Origin of the sequence: Microscilla marina ATCC 23134, assembly GCF_000169175.1 — a bacterium.
GTDB classification, from domain to species: domain Bacteria; phylum Bacteroidota; class Bacteroidia; order Cytophagales; family Microscillaceae; genus Microscilla; species Microscilla marina.
Genome location: NZ_AAWS01000018.1, coordinates 92,214 through 110,744, shown reverse-complemented (window position 1 = coordinate 110,744; position 18,531 = coordinate 92,214). Strand labels below are relative to the sequence as shown.

Sequence of the window (18,531 nt, the reverse complement as noted above, 5' to 3'; positions counted from 1 at the left end):
AAACAAGCGCTAAGTGATCTGGAAAAAATAAGATGTGCCAATTTAAGAAAATATATTGTTCTCAGACAATTCAAAAAAAACGGTGCATAGCCGAAGCTATGAAGCTTTTTTTTTGAGAAGAAGGAGGGCAATAGATACACTTTAATGGCTCAAATTATTTATGAAAGATCACTAAACCAAAACCTTTTTTTGCTTTATGTTTTTACCCGAAATAAAAAGCCTGCCTCACGAAGATATTTCTATCTTATTCAAACTTGACAATCATTCGCCCAACTATATAGTAGATTGTGGCGATGCCGGCGGGCTTACTGTAAAAGAATGCCAAAACACTGAAGCTATATTTATTAGCCATACCCACATCGATCATTTTATCAATTTTGATCAGATACTGCGTCATCAAATAGGCATAGAAAAACGGGTGGTCATTGTGGGGCCTAAAGATATTCACCTGCAGGTGCAAGCCAAAATACGGGGCTATAGTTGGAACCTGATCAAGCCAGGAGCCATTGTGTATGAAATAAGGGAGATCACCAACGAAAGCGAAATACAAGTATATGAACTAGAGCCCCCGGTATGGACACTGAAGCAGGTACACACCCTGCAAAGCAGCCGCAATCCAGTGTATGAGAATGCGCGTTTTAAGGTCAATTTTACCTTGCTAGACCACAAGTTGCCCACGGTAGCTTACCTTTTTAAAGAGGCTGACAGCGTAAAAATCAACCTGGAGCGAGCAGGCTTGAAAGGGGGCGCCTGGGTGCGAGTGCTCAAGCAAGCTTTTGAGGCGGAGCAAAACGACCAGGCTGTAGTTGTAGCGGGCAAAAGTTATCGTGCCGAAGCATTGTATCATTTGCTTGAGGTAAAAGCGGGCGATTCACTGGGAGTAATCATGGATCACGCAGCAAACGAAGCCAACCATCAGAAAATCAAAAACCTGTTTACGGCTTGTCACCAGGTTTTTATCGAATGTTTTTACAAAACCGAAGAAAAAGACCTGGCAACCCTCAACCATCATAGTTATGCACAAGCATCGGGTAGGATCATGCGTGCCTGTAGGGTGAAATCGGCCATACCTGTACACTTTTCGCGCAAGTATGGGGCAAAAGAGATTGAGCAGCTAGTGGCAGATTTTTACGCAGAAGCGAAATGGGCATAGCCCCGATAAGGTGCTAGGTGTACCACCCTGTGTAACTTTGTTGAGCTTATCACAGCAAGCTGCTGCCCTGATAAATATAAATCGGGATTTAGAAATAGATTCGGTTCATTTATGAATTCCAGATAAAAACCCCGAAAAGGTTTTAGGGACTAAGCTCTAGGTGCCCCGCAAGCGGGATGTCGGCATAGCCTCCGCTATACCCTAGACAAAACAACATACAGCTCAGGTGCTTGCACTCTCTGAAGACAAGCTCGGAGTTTTGAACCGTTGATGACTCGCATTGCATTGTATTCTTTTAGACAACTTTTTGATGTGGGAAAGATAAGTTACACCATTCCCAATAGCCAAAAAAACTATACATGATGACTAAAAAAACAGACGAATTTATTACTACCCTCGAAGCCGAGTTGCAGCGCCACGCCAATATGGAGATAGCCGCCCAACAAAAGGCATACATGAAAGATAATTTTGAGTTTTTTGGGCTTAAGGCGCCCCAAAGGCGAGCGGTACAAAAACCATTTTTGGCGAAAGCCCACCTGCCCTCCAAAGCCGAGGCTATAGAAATAGTAAAGGCATTATGGCAAAAGCCCCAACGGGAGTTTCATCATATCGCTCAGGAATTGCTTAAAAAGTACATCAAAACTTTTGAGGCAACAGACATCGAACTACTGGAATGGCTCATTGTGCGCCAGTCGTGGTGGGACACCATAGACTTTATTGCGCCCCGGTTGGTGGGAGGGTATATGAAAATGTACCCCAACCAGCGCCAGGTATGCATAGACCAATGGCTGGCTTCCGGTAATATTTGGTTGCAACGTGCTTGCGTATTGTTTCAGCTTAAGTATAAAAAAGACCTTGATACTGATTTTTTAGAATATGTCATTGGTAAACTCCTGGGGTCGCAAGAGTTCTTTATCAACAAGGCCATTGGCTGGATTTTGCGCGACTATAGTCGTATAGCACCTGATTGGGTAACCCAATTTGTACAAGATACCAAGGGCTTGCATTCGTTAAGTCGCCGCGAGGCATTGCGATTGATGAAGGATTAAGCGAGGGCAGGCATTGCTTCGCGAAAACCTGCCCCAAAAGCGCTTTTTAGGCATTTTAGCCACCTGAGGTACTTTACTTACCCTTGCTCACTTGCCATACTTTTACAATCAACTGGTAGTCATTTGCCTTGCCCGCCACTGGCTCAAGCTTTGCTTGCCCGCTCCAGTCAGACTGATCGTTGCCCTTAAAGCGCCACTTTGCCGTTTGCTTATCTATAGACAAAGTGTGGTGTGTATCATAGTGGGCAGCAATTGTTTCCCACACCTTGTCTACCTGGCGAGTGGTGAGTTGCCAGCGGGCATCCCACTGTGATACATCCCCCTGAGTTTGTTTAAAAGTAATGTGACTGCTTAACTTGCGTAGCTGCCTGATCAGTCTATGGGTTCCCCTGAGGTACTTGACATCGGCAAACTCGCCACGGGCAAACTTTTTTTCGGGTTGCCAGATGTACTCTATATGCAACGCAATTCTTTGGGCATTGCCTACACCTTGTTTTTTAGCCACCACCGCAAGCGCCGCGTCCATTCCTGCCGACAACCCCGCCGAAGTAATGATCTTGCCGTTGTCTACAAAGCGTTTGTCTGTCACTACTTTTACCTTAGGAAACTGCTTGCGGAGCTTGGCAAGCGAACGATGAAATGTGGTAGCTGTTTTACCATCGAGCAAGTGAGCCTCAGCCAATATAAAAGCGCCTGTGCATACGCTCATCAGGTTTTGGGTTTGAGGGTAAACACTGTTGAGCCAGGCAAGGGTTGCTTTGTCTTTGCGCGCAGCGTTTACCTGACCACCCGGCACTACCAAAATATCGGGTTGGGGTACATTGGCAAAGCTATAGTTGGGTTGTACCTTCATTTTAAAAGCAGTGCTTACCATCTGTCCGGTTTTCGATACTGTATACACGTCATATCCGGCTTGCCCAAATATTTCATAAGGGCCGGTATAATCTATAATTTGTACTCCGTCGAACAACAAAATACCTACTTTGGTGCGGGGCTTGATGGTGCTGGCTTTTTGCAAAGGCATTTGGCAATGAGGGCAACTGCCTGGCTTGTCAAAGTGTAGCCTGTCGCAGTCCATGCCACAAGGAGGGCACTTGTATTTTTCAGCCTGTACATTGGCTGGTTGTGCCTCAATGCAGGCGGTGGCGAGGCATAAACAAATGCCAGTAATTAAAAGTATCCAGAAGTTTTTCATGGGTAATGAGGGGCTTTAGGAACATGTTCAAAATAAGTGTCGAGATTGAGGACATAAACTCAAGGCTGGCTGAGGCACTTTTTGCAGGCGTAGCCATAGCTACGGCGAAAAAAGTAACGAAAGTCAGTAAAGAGGATATGTTCTAAACCGGACAGTTATTGCGATCACGTTCCTTAATAAAACAATGACCCAAATCACGGTAAACCCTTTGGCATAATCGTCTTAAAAAGCACCTGAAATACCCAAAAACCGAATTTGGGACTAAAAAGCAGTCAAATGAGACTTTTGTTTGGCTACAAAACTTTTAAGAATACAACCTCTTCACCCATTAATGACATACGCTCAATATTGATCAAATAAGTGGAAGTTTTTTGTGGGCTTTGTGCATGTTTTTTACCCGAAAACCACTAGCTTCATTAGCAATTATTATGATGCACCATCCAAAAAAATAATTGTTTTATGGATACAGAAATACTGGCAAGAATCCAATTTGCTTTTACGGTATCGTTCCATTATATCTACCCACCTCTAAGCATTGGGCTAGGCTTGCTCCTTGTGGTGTTTGAGTCGCTTTACCTCAAAACCAAAAATGAAGAATATCATCAACTTGCTAAATTTTGGACCAAAATATTTGCCCTTACTTTTGGTATTGGGGTAGTTACCGGAATTGTCATGGAGTTTGAGTTTGGCACCAACTGGGCGGTATACTCCCGATATGTAGGCGATGTATTTGGCAGCGCTTTGGCGGCAGAGGGCATTTTTGCTTTTGCCCTCGAAAGCGGTTTTTTGGGTGTTTTGCTTTTTGGCTGGAACCGAGTCAAGCCCTGGGTACATTTAGTATCTACTATAGGCGTGTTTTTGGGTTCTATGTTCTCGGCCATTTGGATAGTAGTGGCTAACAGCTGGCAACAAACTCCGGCGGGTTACCACATCGTAGGCAAAGGCATGCACGCCCGTGCCGAAATCACCGACTTTTGGGCAATGGTGTTCAACCCTTCAAGTGTAGACCGTTTGTTGCACGTATGGTTGGGAGCTTTTTTGGCGGGGTCGTTTTTAGTACTCAGCGTACACGCCTACTACCTGGTAAAGGGCAAGCATGTAGCCATCTCGAAACGGGCTTTCAAAATAGCTTTGATCGTTGCCATGGTGTTTTCTTTGGGACAACTTTTTACCGGGCACCACTCTGCCGAGGGGGTAGCAAAAAACCAACCTGCCAAACTTGCCGCCCTGGAGGGGCACTTTGACGCCAAGGCACCCGCCGACATGTATTTGTTGGGTTGGGTAAACAAAGAAAAACAAGAAGTAACCGGGCTCAAAATTCCGGGAGGCCTGTCTTGGCTGCTTCATTATGACACCAAAGCTCCTGTGGTGGGGCTCAATGCCTTTCCCGAAAAAGACCGTCCTTCACAAGTCAATGCTATTTTCCAGTTTTACCATTTGATGGTAGCCATTGGTATGACTTTGATCGGGCTTACAGTATGGGGGAGTTTTTTGTTGTGGCGGGGTCAATTATACAATAAAAAATGGATGCTTTGGGCATTTGTATTTGCCGTGTTTTTGCCCCAGGTAGCCAATCAGGTGGGTTGGTTTGCTGCCGAAATGGGGCGCCAACCTTGGGTAGTCTATGGTTTATTGCGTACCTCCGACGCATTTTCTCAGGCAGTGTCTGACAATCAAATCCTTTTTTCACTCATTTTATTTCTTATGGTGTATGCTTTACTCTTCTTTTTGTTTATCTATTTGCTTACCAAAAAGATCAAACATGGGCCTTAGGAATAGTACCAAAATAACCTGAGCCATTTGACTAACCTTCTAGCTCCAGACTTCTTGAAACTAAAATATTGCACCAAATTTGGCTCATTTTATTTGTTCCGTTTTACGTACGACAAAAGCACAACCGAACAAAGGCCTTTTACTCAGGTAGTGGGCAACGCTTTTACAAACAACAAAGATCAATAAACAACTATGGAAACTTTTTTAGGTATAGATTATCCCACCTGGTGGTTTTTGGTAGTAGGGGGGCTTTTTTCAGGGTATGCCATTCTTGACGGCTTTGATTTTGGAGCGGGTGCCTGGCATTTATTTTTCAAAAAAGAACAAAGCCGACGCATTGCCCTCAATGCCATTGGGCCAGTATGGGACGGCAACGAGGTATGGCTCGTGATTGGGGGTGGCGCCCTGTTTGCTGGATTTCCGGTATTGTATGCTACCTTACTTTCGGCCATGTATACCCCTTTTATGCTGTTTTTGGTTTTTATTATATTTAGGGCAATTGCCATTGAATTTCGCAGCAAAGAAGAAGGCAAACTTTGGCGTAAAACCTGGGATATATGCTACAGTGTGTCCAGTATTATGCTTGCTTTTTTGTTGGGGGTAGTACTGGGCAATGTATTGCAAGGCATTGCCATAGATGAAAAATACCAATACCAGGGCACAGGTTTCTTTGAGTTTCTCAATCCTTATGCCTTGATGACAGGCTGCACTACGCTGGCGTTGTTTATGGTACACGGGGCTATTTATCTTTTGCTCAAAACAGAAGGGCGCTTGTACGCCAAACTTACCCTTTTGCTCAAACGTGCCATCATAGGCTTTATGGTCATATTTGGCATTACCTCACTTTATACTTTGCTTTACATTCCTCACTTGTCCGATGATTTTAAATCTTCCCCTGGTTTGTTTATCGTACCTGTACTTACTTTTTTGAGCATAGCCAATGTACCCCGGCTTGCCAGCAAAAAAAACTACGGATATGCCTTCTTTTTTTCTTCGCTTACTATAGGTTTTCTGTTGGTACTGGTGGCCATAGAGTTGTACCCCACCTTGTTAATTTCTACCCTCAATCCTCAATATAATATAGATGTATACAAAGCTGCCTCATCAACCAAATCGATGGGCATTATGCTTATTTTTGTAGCCATTGGCGCTCCGCTTGTGTTGGGGTATACTATATTTGTCTATAAAACATTTAAAGGGAAAGTGAAACTGGATGAGCATAGTTATTAGCCCCGACAGGGGCAAGTCCCTAGATGCCGATGAATATCGGTGCTATTCCCTATTCCATAGGGAGCTACACTTTTGTATAATACTGATTTTCAGAAACTTATAAAAAACATAGTTAAAAGAACCAAACAACAAGCAAGCTACAAGCCCTTAATACTGTTGTTCCTCTACCGACTTGGTAATAGCCGCTTGTACTTTACCAGTGTGTGCTGTCGTTTTGTTCTCGATCAACATGACCAAACACTCGTTCTGAGACGATACCCGGTGTTGTAGCCCTTGGCTTACAATGTGCATATCGCCTTGGTGCATAGTAAAAGGCGTTTCGCCTTCAATTTGCATCAAAAGGGAGCCTTCTACAATATAAAAAAGCTCGTCTTCATGCTCGTGGGCATGCCAGGGAACTTCTTCTCCTTTGATCTTGGCAAGTTTTATATATACATCATTTACCTCACCTATAATTTTGGGTGAAAAATACTTTTCTACCTCTTGAAATGCTTCTTTTAAGTTTATCATCATTGTTTGGTTGATCGTTGGTGGTGGGCTTTCATAATTGGCTTTAAACAAAAACCAAAAAGTACGACCATTACCTCTGTGTTTGGTTAAAAAGCTTTTTAACTCCTCTAAAAGATGGTTTTTTTAGTTAGTTTTGTGCTGCATTTAATAAATTAACTCCTTTTTACCCATGAGCAATAATAAAGAGATTGTACCAGTAATTAGCAAGAAAGACCAAAGCCCTTTATCTAAGCTACAAAAACAATTTAATTATCGCACCAAACGGATCAAAAACCTAAAAAAGAAAATTGACTTGTTCAAGGAACGCATCGATACTTATACTGTGCGTTTTCACAAAGAAATTATGCCCATCGAAGACCAGATGGTAGAAGAAAAAGTGGCGTTTTTGAAAATACTCGACGAGTCATACACAGATTCATTTTTTAAGAAAAAAGAAAAAAAAATCATCAGCCAAATTATTGAACAAGAAGCTTTTGAGCTCATTCAACAGTTGGGTATGGACGAACTGATAGCGTTGCACGATAAACATGCTGAAGTAGACTATGCCACTAGTATACAAAATGATAAGGAGTCTGGCGAGGTGTTCGCCAAAACATTTATTGAAGAAATGTTTGGTGTAAAAGTAGACGATGTGGGTGACCTGGATAATCCCGAAGCTTTTTTTATCCTGCAAGAAGAGGTGATGAAACAAATGGAAGAGCGGGAGCAAGCGTATCGAGCGCAACGAAAGCAACGCAAAAAAACTACAACTCAGCAAAAAAAAGAAGACGAACGGGAGCAAAAGATGAAGGAAGAAGCACAAAATCTGAGCAAAACCAGTCGTACTATTTATACCAGTTTGGTCAAAGAGTTGCACCCTGATGCAGAGCAAGACGAAACCGAGAAAGCCCGTAAAACCGAGATTATGAAAAAGGTGACGGAGGCTTATAAAAACAACGATTTTTTTGAATTATTGCGCTTGCAAATTGAATACAAGCAAGGCGAGACTAACATAGAAAACCTACAAAATGATCAGCTGGTATATTACAACCAGATTTTGATGGAGCAAGTGCGTGACTTGCAGCAAGAAGAATACATGCTGATGTACCCACCTCCACCACTCAACCAGATTTTTCAGAGCATAGATATGACCAAAACTTATTTGAAAGATCAGTTTATGGTAGGAGTGCTCAGGGCAAACAATGAGTTGAAAATGTATAAGAACACCAACAAGTATGTGAGCGATAAGAAGAAGTTACGCAAATACCTCAAGGACTTTGTACAACAGCCCACCCCTGAAGAAGATTTTTTTGGTTTTGATGGTTTTTTTGAGGTATAACCTCGTGCCTTAGTCTTTCAATAAGTATACTATTTGGCGGTTAATACACCTCAAAAAAAAGCGCATGCCTGGTGCATTTGTTCATCTTTGGTGGGCGGAGAAATATGGATTAAAATTATGGACAAAACACTACCTATTATTAGCCAACAGGCAAAGTTGAACGACGCTCAGGCTACTTTTAATGCGTACATTTTGAAAATAAGTGAACTAAAGACCGAAATAGCCGAGGTAGAACGACAGATTGAAGCAGCTAAAGTACGCATAGACCAAGAAATAACGCCACTGCAAGAGCAGGTGATAGATTGCCGCCAGGCGTATGTAGAGCGACTGGACGAAGCCTGTGAGATGTTTTACTATAGTATGTATGAAAAACGCCAGATGACGGCAATGATTTTAGAGGAAGGTTTTGCTCTGATTAGTCAGGCAGGACGCAAACAACTAAAGCCCGTGTATGACAAATATGCCTCTACCCCTTATGATGCCCAGGAACAAGAAGCTAACCAAGCTGCCAATGAGTTTATCAGAGATTTTGTAAAAGATAGTTTTGGGGTAGACGCAGACGAACTAGACCTGGAGGATTGGGATAGTTTTAAAGAATTGAGTAAAAAATTGCCCAAAGCAGTCAGCGAATCGGAGGTTTTTTTGGCGGGTGCCGACCTGAAAAAACAAAGCCGTACCTTGTATACACACCTGGCCAAAACACTGCACCCCGATGCAGAAGCTGATGTGACCAGGAAGGAAGAAAAAAACGAGCTGATGCAACAACTCACCAAGGCATACAAGGCAAACGATTTTTTTGAATTACTGCGCATGCAAACCCAATATGCAGGCAAAGCAGCCACCCTAAAACTAGACAAAGAGCAGTTAGAAGCATATAATGAAACACTTAGGCGGCAGGTAATGGAGCAGGAAATTCAGCTTAAAATGTTGAAAAATCCGCCCGAACCCATGCTCAATATATATGCTGACTATTGCGGGAGCTCTGCCGAAGAGGTGGCACAAAAATTTGCCGAACAACGGGCTGTTTGGTTAGAGGATTTGCATCATCATGTAGTTTTTTTGAGGCAGATAGAAGACCGTTATGCACTGCGACGTTATTTGCGCGGCATGCGCCACGAAAAACCCCAAAAAACCGAAGAAACCTTTACATTGTCTGATGTTTTTCCGATGCTTAAATTTTGGGGACTTTAACAGTTTAAAAAAGTATGCATGCCAGCCAAAAGCTTTTGCGAAAGCTTCCTAAAGCTTCTCTTCCTCTACTTTTTCCCACACCTCATTTACGTGTGTATGGAAGGTAGCAGGTGCTTGAATAAAAGTACCTGCCTTACGAGTACTTTTTATTACATAAGCATCTTCTTGGGTACCCGTGCGTAGCCTGGTAGTCCCATGCATTTCATACATTTTCTTTGCTTCTATCATCCGTAGTGTCAGGTTAGCGGGGCTTACGTCGCTTCTGCAATAGTGCTTGTAGGTAAGAGTTACCTCGGCTTTTCCGTTATTGTTTACATCGGTAATGCTAAAACCTTGGGGCAGAAACTCAGCCAACACATCAAAAGGACCACACTTTTCAATCCAATAATCTCGACGATAATTGATATAAGAGTCGTGTTTTTTTACCCAAAAATAAGCGTGGGCTTCTGCGCTTACCATGGGCTCCTCTATCAGGTGCCCGCTGGTATCAGTTTTACCTTTTTTCTCTTCTATTTTGCCTGTCTCGGTCAATAGTACCCAATGCTCGCCCCCTTTGTCGCGCCAATGCCCGCCGTTTACCAGTTTACCCTTATACTTTTGCATGAGCTTGGGGAGTTTGTTTTTATCAAAAGGCAGTATCTCCAGTTTTATCGAAGGATTGTCTCCTTTTACGTCCTGAAACAAGGCTTCCTCCTTCGTCGTTTGAGACTCATCTGTCTTGTCTGTTTTGGGCTTAGTGGCCACTGTATCGTTGGTAGTTGTTTTTTTCTTTTTTTTGCCATTGTCGCAGCCTGCGGTTAGCCCACCTGCCAACAGTAATACAATCATTGCAAGTTTCTTCATAGGTGTATCCATATTTGGTAATAAAAAAACCGAAAGACCTAATATATTGTCCTTCGGTTATTAAATCCAAAAATGTGCTCGTTTTATTTAGTTGATCGCCCCATCTGAGAAGGCAATAGTAGACCAACTAAAAAGCGGCGAGGTAAGTAGCAGCAAGTAATTAGCCATAAGCTACAAGTAAGGGTAATTCATAATATGGCTGTTACGCCTACTCATTAGGTATATTTAATTCTGCCTCGGTACTTACTGGCTAAAACTCAAATTCAAACTCCTCTTCTGCCTCCTCTTCACTATTTACAATGTCTTCGACAAACTCATCTATTTGTGCTCTGGTTACATTAGGCATACATATAATGTGTGACATGTCGCCTTCGGTGGCAAGTTGCCATTTTTGCTTGATGCTTTCTGTAGTTTTGGGTAGCACCACCGTAATTGCTTCGGGGTTGCGCCAGGCAGTGATGCCAGCTTCCTTCAATTTGTTTTCGCAATAGCGGGCAATGTCGAGGCTGTACAGGTAGCGTGCCCTGAGTCCTTCTTCTCCCATTTTTTTGAGACCATACCACAAAAACAATGGACTGTGCCCATTGCGCGACCCAGTAATGGTAGTGTCTAGCGAGCCTATATAAGAAATGCCCTTGGCTATGCGGTCGCGATTAGATTTTTTGGTAACAATGACTCCACACGGAATGGGCGAGCCTACAAACTTGTGCCCACTAATAGAGATACTGTCAGCACCGTCTTTAAAATCAAACGGTAAGCGAGGCTCTATAAAAGCCCCAAAAGTACCCGCCAAGGCTCCGTCGCAGTGAATGTAGTGATCTTGAATTGCCAGTTTTTTAAGAATACCCTTAAGCCTTGTTACATCATCTTTGGCTTCGTGCATGGTAGTGCCAAACGTAGCAAGCACAATGGCGGGCTTATGGCGATTCATTCTCACGGTGTTTTCAAAATCTTCGTAATCTATTTCTCCGTTGTCTTGCGAGCGGATAACAATGCTTGGAATGTTGAGTAAGTGAATATTTTTTCGTACACTGTAATGGGTAGACCCTGAATAATAGACCATTCCTTTGGGGTACATTTCGCGCGCCAGGTACAAACCATACAAATTACTCTCTGAGCTACCATTGGTTACATACCCCCAGTAGTCTTGAGGGTTGGCACGAAACAACTTGGCAAAAAAGCGTATGACTTCGCGCTCCAGTTCGTGGGTTTGTACCCGGTAGGTGCTGCCTTGTTCGTAGGGGTCGCCTATGTTGTTGATCGGAAAGTTTAAAAAGTGGTTAATTTCAGAAAAATCAAAATCCTTGGACACCGGATAGCCCAAAAAATAGTCGCGTGCCAGTTCTATGTGTTGCTCTAATGTTTGCAGACGTTGCTGATCGGCAATAGTTAAATCTTTTTTAGTGAATGTAGTAGTCATACCTTTAAACCATTTATTTTTCTACAAATTTAGTTATTACAGGTTTAAAAATTATTATAATATTGAAAGTTGAAAAATAAATCTGTTAAAATGGATTTTAGCCATTTTTGTTTATTGATTTATTATATTTAAATTTCAATCTTAGAAAAATATTCTGCCATGGATGCAATTGATAAAAAAATACTGATGCAACTACAGCAAAACGCTAAGCAAAACAACAAAGAAATTGCCGATAAGGTAGGGCTTTCAGTATCGCCTACTTACGAAAGAATAAAAAAACTAGAGCAACAAGGGTATGTCAAACAATATGTGGCTATTTTGGACGGTCAGAAGGTAGGCAAACCCATCAAGGTATATTGTCAAATTTCGCTGGCAAATCACGCCCGCCCTCTGATAGAAAACTTTAAACAGGCAATTGCCCGGTTACCCGAAATTATGGGATGTCAGCATGTATCGGGTAACTATGATTTTTTGCTTAAAGTGGCAGTGAGCGACATGAACGAGTACCAACGCTTTGTGATAGACAAGTTGTCGGTGATAGAGGGCATATCCAACGTACAAAGCTCATTTGTGATGGAGGAAATAAAAAACGATACAATGTATCAGCTGTAAAGCAACAAGAGCTTTTTAATTACGAATGAATCAATTACGAATGGTTTAATTACGAACCGACCAGAGGGAGCTCTGCCTTGGCTAATTACGAATGGGTGCAAGCGTAGTTAATTACGAGTTGAACAATTACGAACCGACCGCAGGGAGCTCTGCGAAGCTAATTACGAATTGGTCAATTACGAATTACGAATGCATCAATTACGAATGAATCAATTACGAACCGACCGCTGGGAGCTCTGCGAAGCTAATTACGAATTGGTCAATTACGAATTACGAATGCATCAATTACGAATGCATCAATTACGAACCGACCGCTGGGAGCTCTGCGAAGCTAATTACGAATTACGAATGAATCAATTACGAATGGGCGCGAAGCGACACTAAAAAACTATGGTCTACGGACTCCCGACTCTGGACTAAATTACGAATGAGCGCAAAGCGCAGCTAAAACTACAGATTACCGATTCCTAACTAATTCGCAAATATGATAATTTAAAGCTAAAGGCTCAAAAGGCTAAAGGCCCACTACAAACAGTTAAACAAAAGCTAAAGGCTAAATGCCAATCGTAGCTCAAGAAAAGGCTAAAAGCCCACTACAAACAGCCAAACAAAAGCTAAAGGCTAAAACCCATCGTAGCTCAAGAAAAGGCTAATGGCTAAAGCTAATCGTAGTTCAAAAAAAGGCTAAACCACACAAAAAACATTCAATTAAACCAAAATAAATATGACATACTCAAGAAAAGAACTCATTGAAACCCTAAAAAAACACCAACACAACTTTGCCTCTACGGTGCCGGTAGACTTTCAGAAAGAAGACTTTCTTACTTTTGATTTTTCGGCAAACAACCCTGAACTTAAAAATGCTGACTTTAGTACGGTAAAAAAAATGGACGATTATGTATGGGGCAAACTCAAAGAAGCCAATGTAAGGGTAGCCGCCGGAGGCTACAACGAAGAGCGGGTGATATACCAACGAGGCGAGCAGTACCACTCTACCGACGAGGTACGCTCTATTCACCTCGGTATAGATATTTGGATGCCTGCCAACACCCCGGTTTTTGCGCCGCTCGAGGGTAGGGTACACAGTTTTAAGAACAACAACAATTTTGCTGACTATGGGCCTACCATTATTTTAGAGCATCAATTAGAAGGACTTACTTTTTATACCTTGTATGGGCACTTGAGCCTGGAGTCGTTGGATGGCAAATACGAAGATCAGAAGGTAGCGCAAGGCGAACAAATAGCTACTCTGGGAGTGGCTGAAATCAACGGCAGTTGGACACCCCATTTGCACTTTCAACTCATTACCGATATGTTGGGCAAAAAGGGAGATTTTATTGGGGTAGCCAACAAGTCGGAGCGCGATTATTACCTGGAGGTATGCCCCGATCCTAATTTGGTGCTCAACATTCCTTTTTAGTTGCTTATCTGGCGCAAGTCTCCAGACTTTATGTTAATTTAACTTCGATCGGGCGTGGAGACACCGCCCGAGGCGATAGAAGCTCCCAACTTCTATATACCGATTTTATAAGTATTTAAAAATCAATGTATTATAAAACAGATAGCAGGCTTGTGCCTTTTTATTGAGAAAGCGTACCGCTTTCACGTTTTTGCAAAAAACAAATAGACAATCTTGAATTTACTACATCAGGCACAAGCCTATAGTTCTCCGAGAGCAAGCTCGTAGTTGTGAGCCAAACTTGATTCAGAGAAGTTAAGTTGGTGAAGCTTTACCCCACTCCGCAGCACGGAAAGGCTAATAGCTTTAGGCTATAGAAGCTCCCAACTTAACATCAGAACCTAAGGACTCCACCAAAAAAACTTCCTTGGTTTGAGCCATTCCCATGTATTTGTGCGTGTAGTAGTTGATCGCTTTTTTAGGCGACTATCTATCAAATAGGGTTTAGTTTTTAAGTTTAGATTGTTAAAGCCTGTCCATTTTAATATGGGCAGGTTTTTTTTATTGGGTGAAGGTAAACCTTAAAGCAAGATGTGGTGGGGTGTCTTTAGCTTAGTATGAAGGAATTGTTATCATTTATTAATAAACAATTATACTATCAGTCAAAAAGTTACTATTTGTTCTAGGAAATGTTACTTTTAGTCATCAATTAAAAATTAAACATCTTCTAAACAAAATGAAAAAACATTTCTTAACCCTTTGTCTGGTTTGCCTGACTTGCCTGGGGGCAATGGCAGCAACCAGCGTGTATTTACAAAACAATACTGAGCTGGAGCTAAACATCACTTACCAAAGCGCGGGACGAACGCTGACGCTCAATAAACAGTATGGTTTGCCAGTGAAGTATGTGCCTGCTTACGGGCGCAAACGTGAGCTTTTGTGGACCAATCGTAACTCTGGCATTTCTAATGGAGTAGATTTTTGGCATTACCTGACGGTTACCACCGGCAACCATCGGCTACGGTTGGGGGTCAAGCTTAATGGCAACTGGATAGGAAGCACTATGTGGTCTGAATTTGCCGTGTTTGCCGCAGGAAGCAACCAAGCAAGCACTCAAACCGGGCTGCAAAGCAATCGTAGCATCCATCGCCGTACTTTTATGATGCAGGGCAAGCGTTACCAGCTTTCTATGCGTATGGTATACACGGGTGGCTACGACGACATTGTGTATGTATTGGATGAGTTAGACTATAACCCAGTACCTGGGGCAGACTATGCCAATCCACATACGCTCAATGTGGTGTCTTATAACTTGTATGGCTTGTTTGCCGGAAGCATTTGCAATCGACACGCCTTTGCCGCAAAACGCCTCCAAAACTTTGAGGTGGTAGGTTTTCAAGAGGCTTTTGACAACGAGTGTCGTCAACAACTGAAAAACAACTTACAAGCCAGCGGCTGGAGCACTACCAAGGTAACCGACGCGTCGGGTTTTCCTGAAGATGGCGGTAGTTTTATTGCCTCAAGGTACCCTATCATTGCCCAAGACCAGGTAGTGTTTAGCTCTAACAACTCTTGCAACTTTACCCAGGCAAACTTGTTTGCGGCAAAGGGAATCAACTATGCTAAAATCAATAAACACGGGGTAATGTACCATGTGTTTAACACCCACCTGTATGCAGGCTCAACGAACACCTGCCAGGAGGTACGCCGCGACCAACTTACAGTCATGAAAGCCTTTGTTTTACGCAAAACCGGGGGCAAAGGCAGAATCATTATGTTGGGTGACTTTAATATAGGAGAGGACAAGCAAAACGATTTGCGCACATTTTTGCAAGCTTTTATCCCGGCAAGGGAAGGCCCCATGCCTTATACCATTGGGGCAGAAAATGTGTATGGTGGCGACAAACAGAAGTTAGATTACGCTTTGTTTTGGGACTATACCAACGCTGCCGATGCTCAACTGTATGAGCCAGTAACTCATTTTCAACGCACCTTTTGTCCCAGGGCTACCATGGTAAACAATGCCAACCAAGGTGAAAATACCGAGTGGCGAGATGTGTTTGCCGACTTGTCTGATCATTACCCAGTGTATGGGCGCTTTGTGTACAATGAAGTAGCAGGGCAAAAAAACAGGGCATTGGATGGGGCGATTCCACAGGCAGTAGCAACGCCTATAGTGGGCACAGCGGCTCACCAACGAGCCACCCAACAAGTTGTTCAGCAGGCAATAGACGCAGTAGCTATAGAAGTGTTTCCTAACCCTATCCAACATAAAGGTCGTTTGCAGGTAAAACTACCGAATAGCCTGCAAAAAAACGTGTATTTTGAAGTAGTCAGTGTGTTGGGGACAACATTTACCCCTCAGGTAAGCAAAAGCAGCAGTGCCAATGTATGGCAACTAGATGTGAGCCATTGTCAGCCAGGGTTGTATGTATTGCGGGTAGTGGGTGCCAACAAACAACAATATACAGTGCGCTTTGCGATCAACTAATCAAAACTCTTTTGGCGCGCATTGGCAATGCGTGCCAATTTTCTACACTATCTGGCGCAAGCGTCTCTCGTACCGAAAGCATCGGTATTTATAAACTTATGCCCTTTTATTGAGAAAGTTTCAAAACTCCAAGCTTGTCCTCGGAGCAAGCTTGTCATACCTGGCAGGTATAAAACATCATTTTTTTTTGAGAACCCCCTCTGAAGCTTGCAAAGTTCGAGGTTTCGATCGGGCGTGGATACACTGCCCAAGGCAGGGGTGCTGATAATCAATTATTCAACATTAGGAGTGTTCAGAGAAATTTTTTAACATATATTGATTGGTTCATCTTCATTCTCCTTATATCTAAATTTATGGGTAAAGTTAGCGTTTCGGATTTATTTTCCCTTCTACCTGATGATTTGCTTGATAACTTAAGTCAGTCTACTGATGTAGATAAGTGGGTAAGCAAATTACCAGGCAAACTATTTATTAAGCTACTGCTATACAGCGTGTTAAACAATGAGCGTCTTAGCCTTCGGGAAATATCATCTGAGATGAGCAATCCTATATTTCAAAGTTTTTCATCTGAGATGGTCGAACAAATGGCTGGTTGGACTGGTATTCGGGAACGTTTGCGGCATATCAAGCTTCCTTTTATCGAGCAGGTATATGAACATTTTTTTGCAGAAGCTCATGCTTTATATGGAGAGAAAAAGCTTCTTGATTACCATATCAAACGTTACGACTCTACTTTGATTAAGGTATTTGGTCATTTATTACAAGGAATGAAAGTAGGTAATACATCTAAAAATAAATTTCAAGTAAAACTGACTACTGAGCACACTGATGGTTTTGGTCTCCGTGTGAGTTTCCATCAAGATCAGGCTCATTTAAGTGAAGAAACCGCCTTGCAAGAACAAATTAATCTGGGAAAACACAGTTCCCAAGATATTATAGTTTTTGATAATGGTTTGAAAGGGCGTCGTAAGTTTAAAGATTTTGATGAAGCATCTATACAGTTTGTGACCAATATAGGTAAAAAGCCCCGTTATCAGGTGAATCGTCCTCATCAGCTCCTAGATCGCCACCACCCTGATTTAGACTTTATACAAGACAGTGTTGTACAATTATTTGAGCGTGGACAACCTACCAATTCAATGGAGCATGAGTTTAGGTTGATAGAGTTTAGAGTTAAGGAAACGGGGAAGCACCTTTTTATCCTGAGCAATCTTTGGGATTTACCCGCAGAAGTGGTGGCTCAGGTTTACTTGATGAGATGGGATATAGAAGTGATTTTCAGGTTTTTAAAACAAGAAATGAACCTTACACACTTTGTTTGTAATGATCTGAATGCTATAAAAGTAATGATTTATGTAAAGCTTATTGCAGCAATGATGATCCTTATTTTTAAACAAAAAAATGCCATCAAAACATATAAAAGAGCCAAAAAACTCTTTTTGGAAGACATCTATCTTTTGATTATAGTAGAAATGATGGAAAGTCCAGACCTGAGTCAATGGTTTCTAAAAAAAGCAAAAAAAAGACTGAAAAGAGAATAGATAATATTTCTCTGAACAGCCCTAATTCAACATTGAAAAATAATAAGGCTATACGGATTTAAGGTTGAAATGCGGGGCGTTTTTATTCACCCCCTAAAACCCAGTTTGATAGCCCGCTTATATCTAAGTGATCTGGAAAAAATAAGATGTGCCAATTCAAGAAAATATATTGTTCTCAGACGATTCAAAAAAAACGGTGCATAGCCAAAGCTATGAAGCTTTTTTTTTGAGAAGAATGAGGGCAATAGATACACTTTAATGGCTCAAATTATTTATGAAAGATCACTCACACCAATATACATCGGCACCTAAGGATTTGCCCCTATCGAGGCTATGCATCATTGTTTAATATTCGTTTGGCACCAATAAACACCTTGTAAGCAGGTTGTTCCAGAAAATGCTCCAGTGTCCAGATAACCGCCGTATGGTTGACTTTAGACAAGTGCACTGCTTGATTGTTGCCTATATATACGCCTACGTGGGCACCCCACGAGTTAGGAGTTTTGTTCCATAACAAAATGTCTAATGGCTGTAGATGAGTTACTTGCTGGGTATGTATGGTGTCTTCCCACAAATCGCTTGAGCGAAAATCGGGCACTTTCAGCCCGTGGTGACGCAACAGCTCGTAGGCAAACACCTGGCAATTGGCACCACCCTGCAAGCCGTTTACTTTGGGCGACCCAGGGTAGTGAGCACCTTGGTAGGTAACCTCAAAAAAATGAGGAGGAATGTCTATCATAGTATAGAGTATAGGTGTATGTTTTCTTAAAACAATAGTCCATAGCGCCTGCAGGGTTCTAGCGGCT

At 42.3% G+C, this 18,531-nt stretch carries 15 protein-coding genes; 10 read left to right on the top strand and 5 right to left on the bottom strand.

The genetic code is table 11. The annotated features are described in order from the left end of the window. Positions 1 to 196: 196 nt before the first annotated feature. Entirely contained in the window at positions 197 to 1,153 is a 957-nt protein-coding gene (locus M23134_RS18040; RefSeq protein WP_004156027.1) for an MBL fold metallo-hydrolase, read from the top strand. A 359-nt stretch (positions 1,154 to 1,512) separates the two neighbouring features. Further along, positions 1,513 to 2,202 carry a DNA alkylation repair protein gene (locus M23134_RS18035; RefSeq protein WP_004156026.1) on the top strand — a complete coding sequence of 230 codons (690 nt, stop codon included), beginning with the start codon at positions 1,513 to 1,515 and terminating at the stop codon, positions 2,200 to 2,202. A 73-nt stretch (positions 2,203 to 2,275) separates the two neighbouring features. Here M23134_RS18035 and M23134_RS38415 read toward each other — a convergent pair whose 3' ends face one another. Next, on the bottom strand, positions 2,276 to 3,397 hold the full coding sequence (locus M23134_RS38415) for a DJ-1/PfpI family protein (RefSeq protein ID WP_004156025.1): 1,122 nt from the start codon (positions 3,395 to 3,397) through the stop codon (positions 2,276 to 2,278). Positions 3,398 to 3,856: 459 nt separating this feature from the next. On the opposite strand from M23134_RS38415, the gene M23134_RS18025 reads away from it, so the two are divergent. Together M23134_RS18025 and cydB are read left to right on the top strand one after the other, a co-directional pair. Beyond that, positions 3,857 to 5,170, top strand: a complete 1,314-nt coding sequence (locus M23134_RS18025; RefSeq protein ID WP_004156024.1) for a cytochrome ubiquinol oxidase subunit I — start codon at positions 3,857 to 3,859, stop codon at positions 5,168 to 5,170. Positions 5,171 to 5,362: 192 nt separating this feature from the next. Beyond that, entirely contained in the window at positions 5,363 to 6,400 is a 1,038-nt protein-coding gene (gene cydB, locus M23134_RS18020; RefSeq protein ID WP_004156023.1) for a cytochrome d ubiquinol oxidase subunit II, read from the top strand. Positions 6,401 to 6,547: 147 nt separating this feature from the next. Here the strand turns inward: cydB and M23134_RS18015 are convergent, their stop codons facing one another. Beyond that, positions 6,548 to 6,913, bottom strand: a complete 366-nt coding sequence (locus M23134_RS18015) for a cupin domain-containing protein (protein WP_045113808.1) — start codon at positions 6,911 to 6,913, stop codon at positions 6,548 to 6,550. A gap of 166 nt (positions 6,914 to 7,079) precedes the next feature. Between M23134_RS18015 and M23134_RS18010 the strand changes: the two genes are divergently transcribed. Beyond that, a complete protein-coding gene (locus M23134_RS18010; protein ID WP_004156021.1) occupies positions 7,080 to 8,228 on the top strand; it encodes a hypothetical protein in 1,149 nt (382 codons plus the stop codon). Between the two features lie 117 nt (positions 8,229 to 8,345). Next, positions 8,346 to 9,419: a hypothetical protein gene (locus tag M23134_RS18005; protein ID WP_157558534.1), complete on the top strand. Its 1,074-nt coding sequence runs from the start codon at positions 8,346 to 8,348 to the stop codon at positions 9,417 to 9,419. Positions 9,420 to 9,467: 48 nt separating this feature from the next. On the opposite strand, the gene M23134_RS18000 is transcribed toward M23134_RS18005, so the two are convergent. Both M23134_RS18000 and M23134_RS17995 read right to left on the bottom strand, forming a co-directional pair. Continuing rightward, a complete protein-coding gene (locus M23134_RS18000; RefSeq protein ID WP_045113807.1) occupies positions 9,468 to 10,262 on the bottom strand; it encodes a M949_RS01915 family surface polysaccharide biosynthesis protein in 795 nt (264 codons plus the stop codon). A gap of 250 nt (positions 10,263 to 10,512) precedes the next feature. Continuing rightward, positions 10,513 to 11,682, bottom strand: a complete 1,170-nt coding sequence (locus M23134_RS17995; protein WP_004156018.1) for a histidine decarboxylase — start codon at positions 11,680 to 11,682, stop codon at positions 10,513 to 10,515. A gap of 159 nt (positions 11,683 to 11,841) precedes the next feature. On the opposite strand from M23134_RS17995, the gene M23134_RS17990 reads away from it, so the two are divergent. The 4 genes from M23134_RS17990 (at position 11,842) to M23134_RS17975 (ending at position 17,725) form a co-directional block, all read left to right on the top strand. Next, positions 11,842 to 12,294: an Lrp/AsnC family transcriptional regulator gene (locus M23134_RS17990; protein ID WP_004156017.1), complete on the top strand. Its 453-nt coding sequence runs from the start codon at positions 11,842 to 11,844 to the stop codon at positions 12,292 to 12,294. 724 nt (positions 12,295 to 13,018) lie between these two features. After that, complete coding sequence (locus M23134_RS17985) at positions 13,019 to 13,714, top strand: peptidoglycan DD-metalloendopeptidase family protein (protein ID WP_004156016.1); 696 nt, start codon at positions 13,019 to 13,021, stop codon at positions 13,712 to 13,714. A gap of 715 nt (positions 13,715 to 14,429) precedes the next feature. Next, positions 14,430 to 16,184 (top strand): T9SS type A sorting domain-containing protein, encoded by a 1,755-nt coding sequence (locus tag M23134_RS17980; protein WP_004156015.1) that lies wholly within the window; start codon positions 14,430 to 14,432, stop codon positions 16,182 to 16,184. Positions 16,185 to 16,537: 353 nt separating this feature from the next. Next, entirely contained in the window at positions 16,538 to 17,725 is a 1,188-nt protein-coding gene (locus M23134_RS17975) for an IS4 family transposase (RefSeq protein WP_002701467.1), read from the top strand. A gap of 331 nt (positions 17,726 to 18,056) precedes the next feature. Here the strand turns inward: M23134_RS17975 and M23134_RS17970 are convergent, their stop codons facing one another. After that, a complete protein-coding gene (locus M23134_RS17970; RefSeq protein WP_004156014.1) occupies positions 18,057 to 18,464 on the bottom strand; it encodes an NlpC/P60 family protein in 408 nt (135 codons plus the stop codon). Positions 18,465 to 18,531: the final 67 nt, after the last annotated feature.

What these genes read in the sequence shown, in the direction of transcription:
- M23134_RS18040 (WP_004156027.1), top strand. Translation starts at nt 197, where the DNA reads ATGTTTTTACCCGAAATAAAAAGCCTGCCTCACGAAGATATTTCTATC.
- M23134_RS18000 (WP_045113807.1), bottom strand. Translation starts at nt 10,262, where the DNA reads ATGAAGAAACTTGCAATGATTGTATTACTGTTGGCAGGTGGGCTAACC.
- M23134_RS38415 (WP_004156025.1), bottom strand. Translation starts at nt 3,397, where the DNA reads ATGAAAAACTTCTGGATACTTTTAATTACTGGCATTTGTTTATGCCTC.
- M23134_RS17990 (WP_004156017.1), top strand. Translation starts at nt 11,842, where the DNA reads ATGGATGCAATTGATAAAAAAATACTGATGCAACTACAGCAAAACGCT.
- cydB (WP_004156023.1), top strand. Translation starts at nt 5,363, where the DNA reads ATGGAAACTTTTTTAGGTATAGATTATCCCACCTGGTGGTTTTTGGTA.
- M23134_RS17975 (WP_002701467.1), top strand. Translation starts at nt 16,538, where the DNA reads ATGGGTAAAGTTAGCGTTTCGGATTTATTTTCCCTTCTACCTGATGAT.
- M23134_RS18025 (WP_004156024.1), top strand. Translation starts at nt 3,857, where the DNA reads ATGGATACAGAAATACTGGCAAGAATCCAATTTGCTTTTACGGTATCG.
- M23134_RS17995 (WP_004156018.1), bottom strand. Translation starts at nt 11,682, where the DNA reads ATGACTACTACATTCACTAAAAAAGATTTAACTATTGCCGATCAGCAA.
- M23134_RS18010 (WP_004156021.1), top strand. Translation starts at nt 7,080, where the DNA reads ATGAGCAATAATAAAGAGATTGTACCAGTAATTAGCAAGAAAGACCAA.
- M23134_RS17980 (WP_004156015.1), top strand. Translation starts at nt 14,430, where the DNA reads ATGAAAAAACATTTCTTAACCCTTTGTCTGGTTTGCCTGACTTGCCTG.
- M23134_RS18035 (WP_004156026.1), top strand. Translation starts at nt 1,513, where the DNA reads ATGATGACTAAAAAAACAGACGAATTTATTACTACCCTCGAAGCCGAG.
- M23134_RS17985 (WP_004156016.1), top strand. Translation starts at nt 13,019, where the DNA reads ATGACATACTCAAGAAAAGAACTCATTGAAACCCTAAAAAAACACCAA.
- M23134_RS18015 (WP_045113808.1), bottom strand. Translation starts at nt 6,913, where the DNA reads ATGATGATAAACTTAAAAGAAGCATTTCAAGAGGTAGAAAAGTATTTT.
- M23134_RS18005 (WP_157558534.1), top strand. Translation starts at nt 8,346, where the DNA reads ATGGACAAAACACTACCTATTATTAGCCAACAGGCAAAGTTGAACGAC.
- M23134_RS17970 (WP_004156014.1), bottom strand. Translation starts at nt 18,464, where the DNA reads ATGATAGACATTCCTCCTCATTTTTTTGAGGTTACCTACCAAGGTGCT.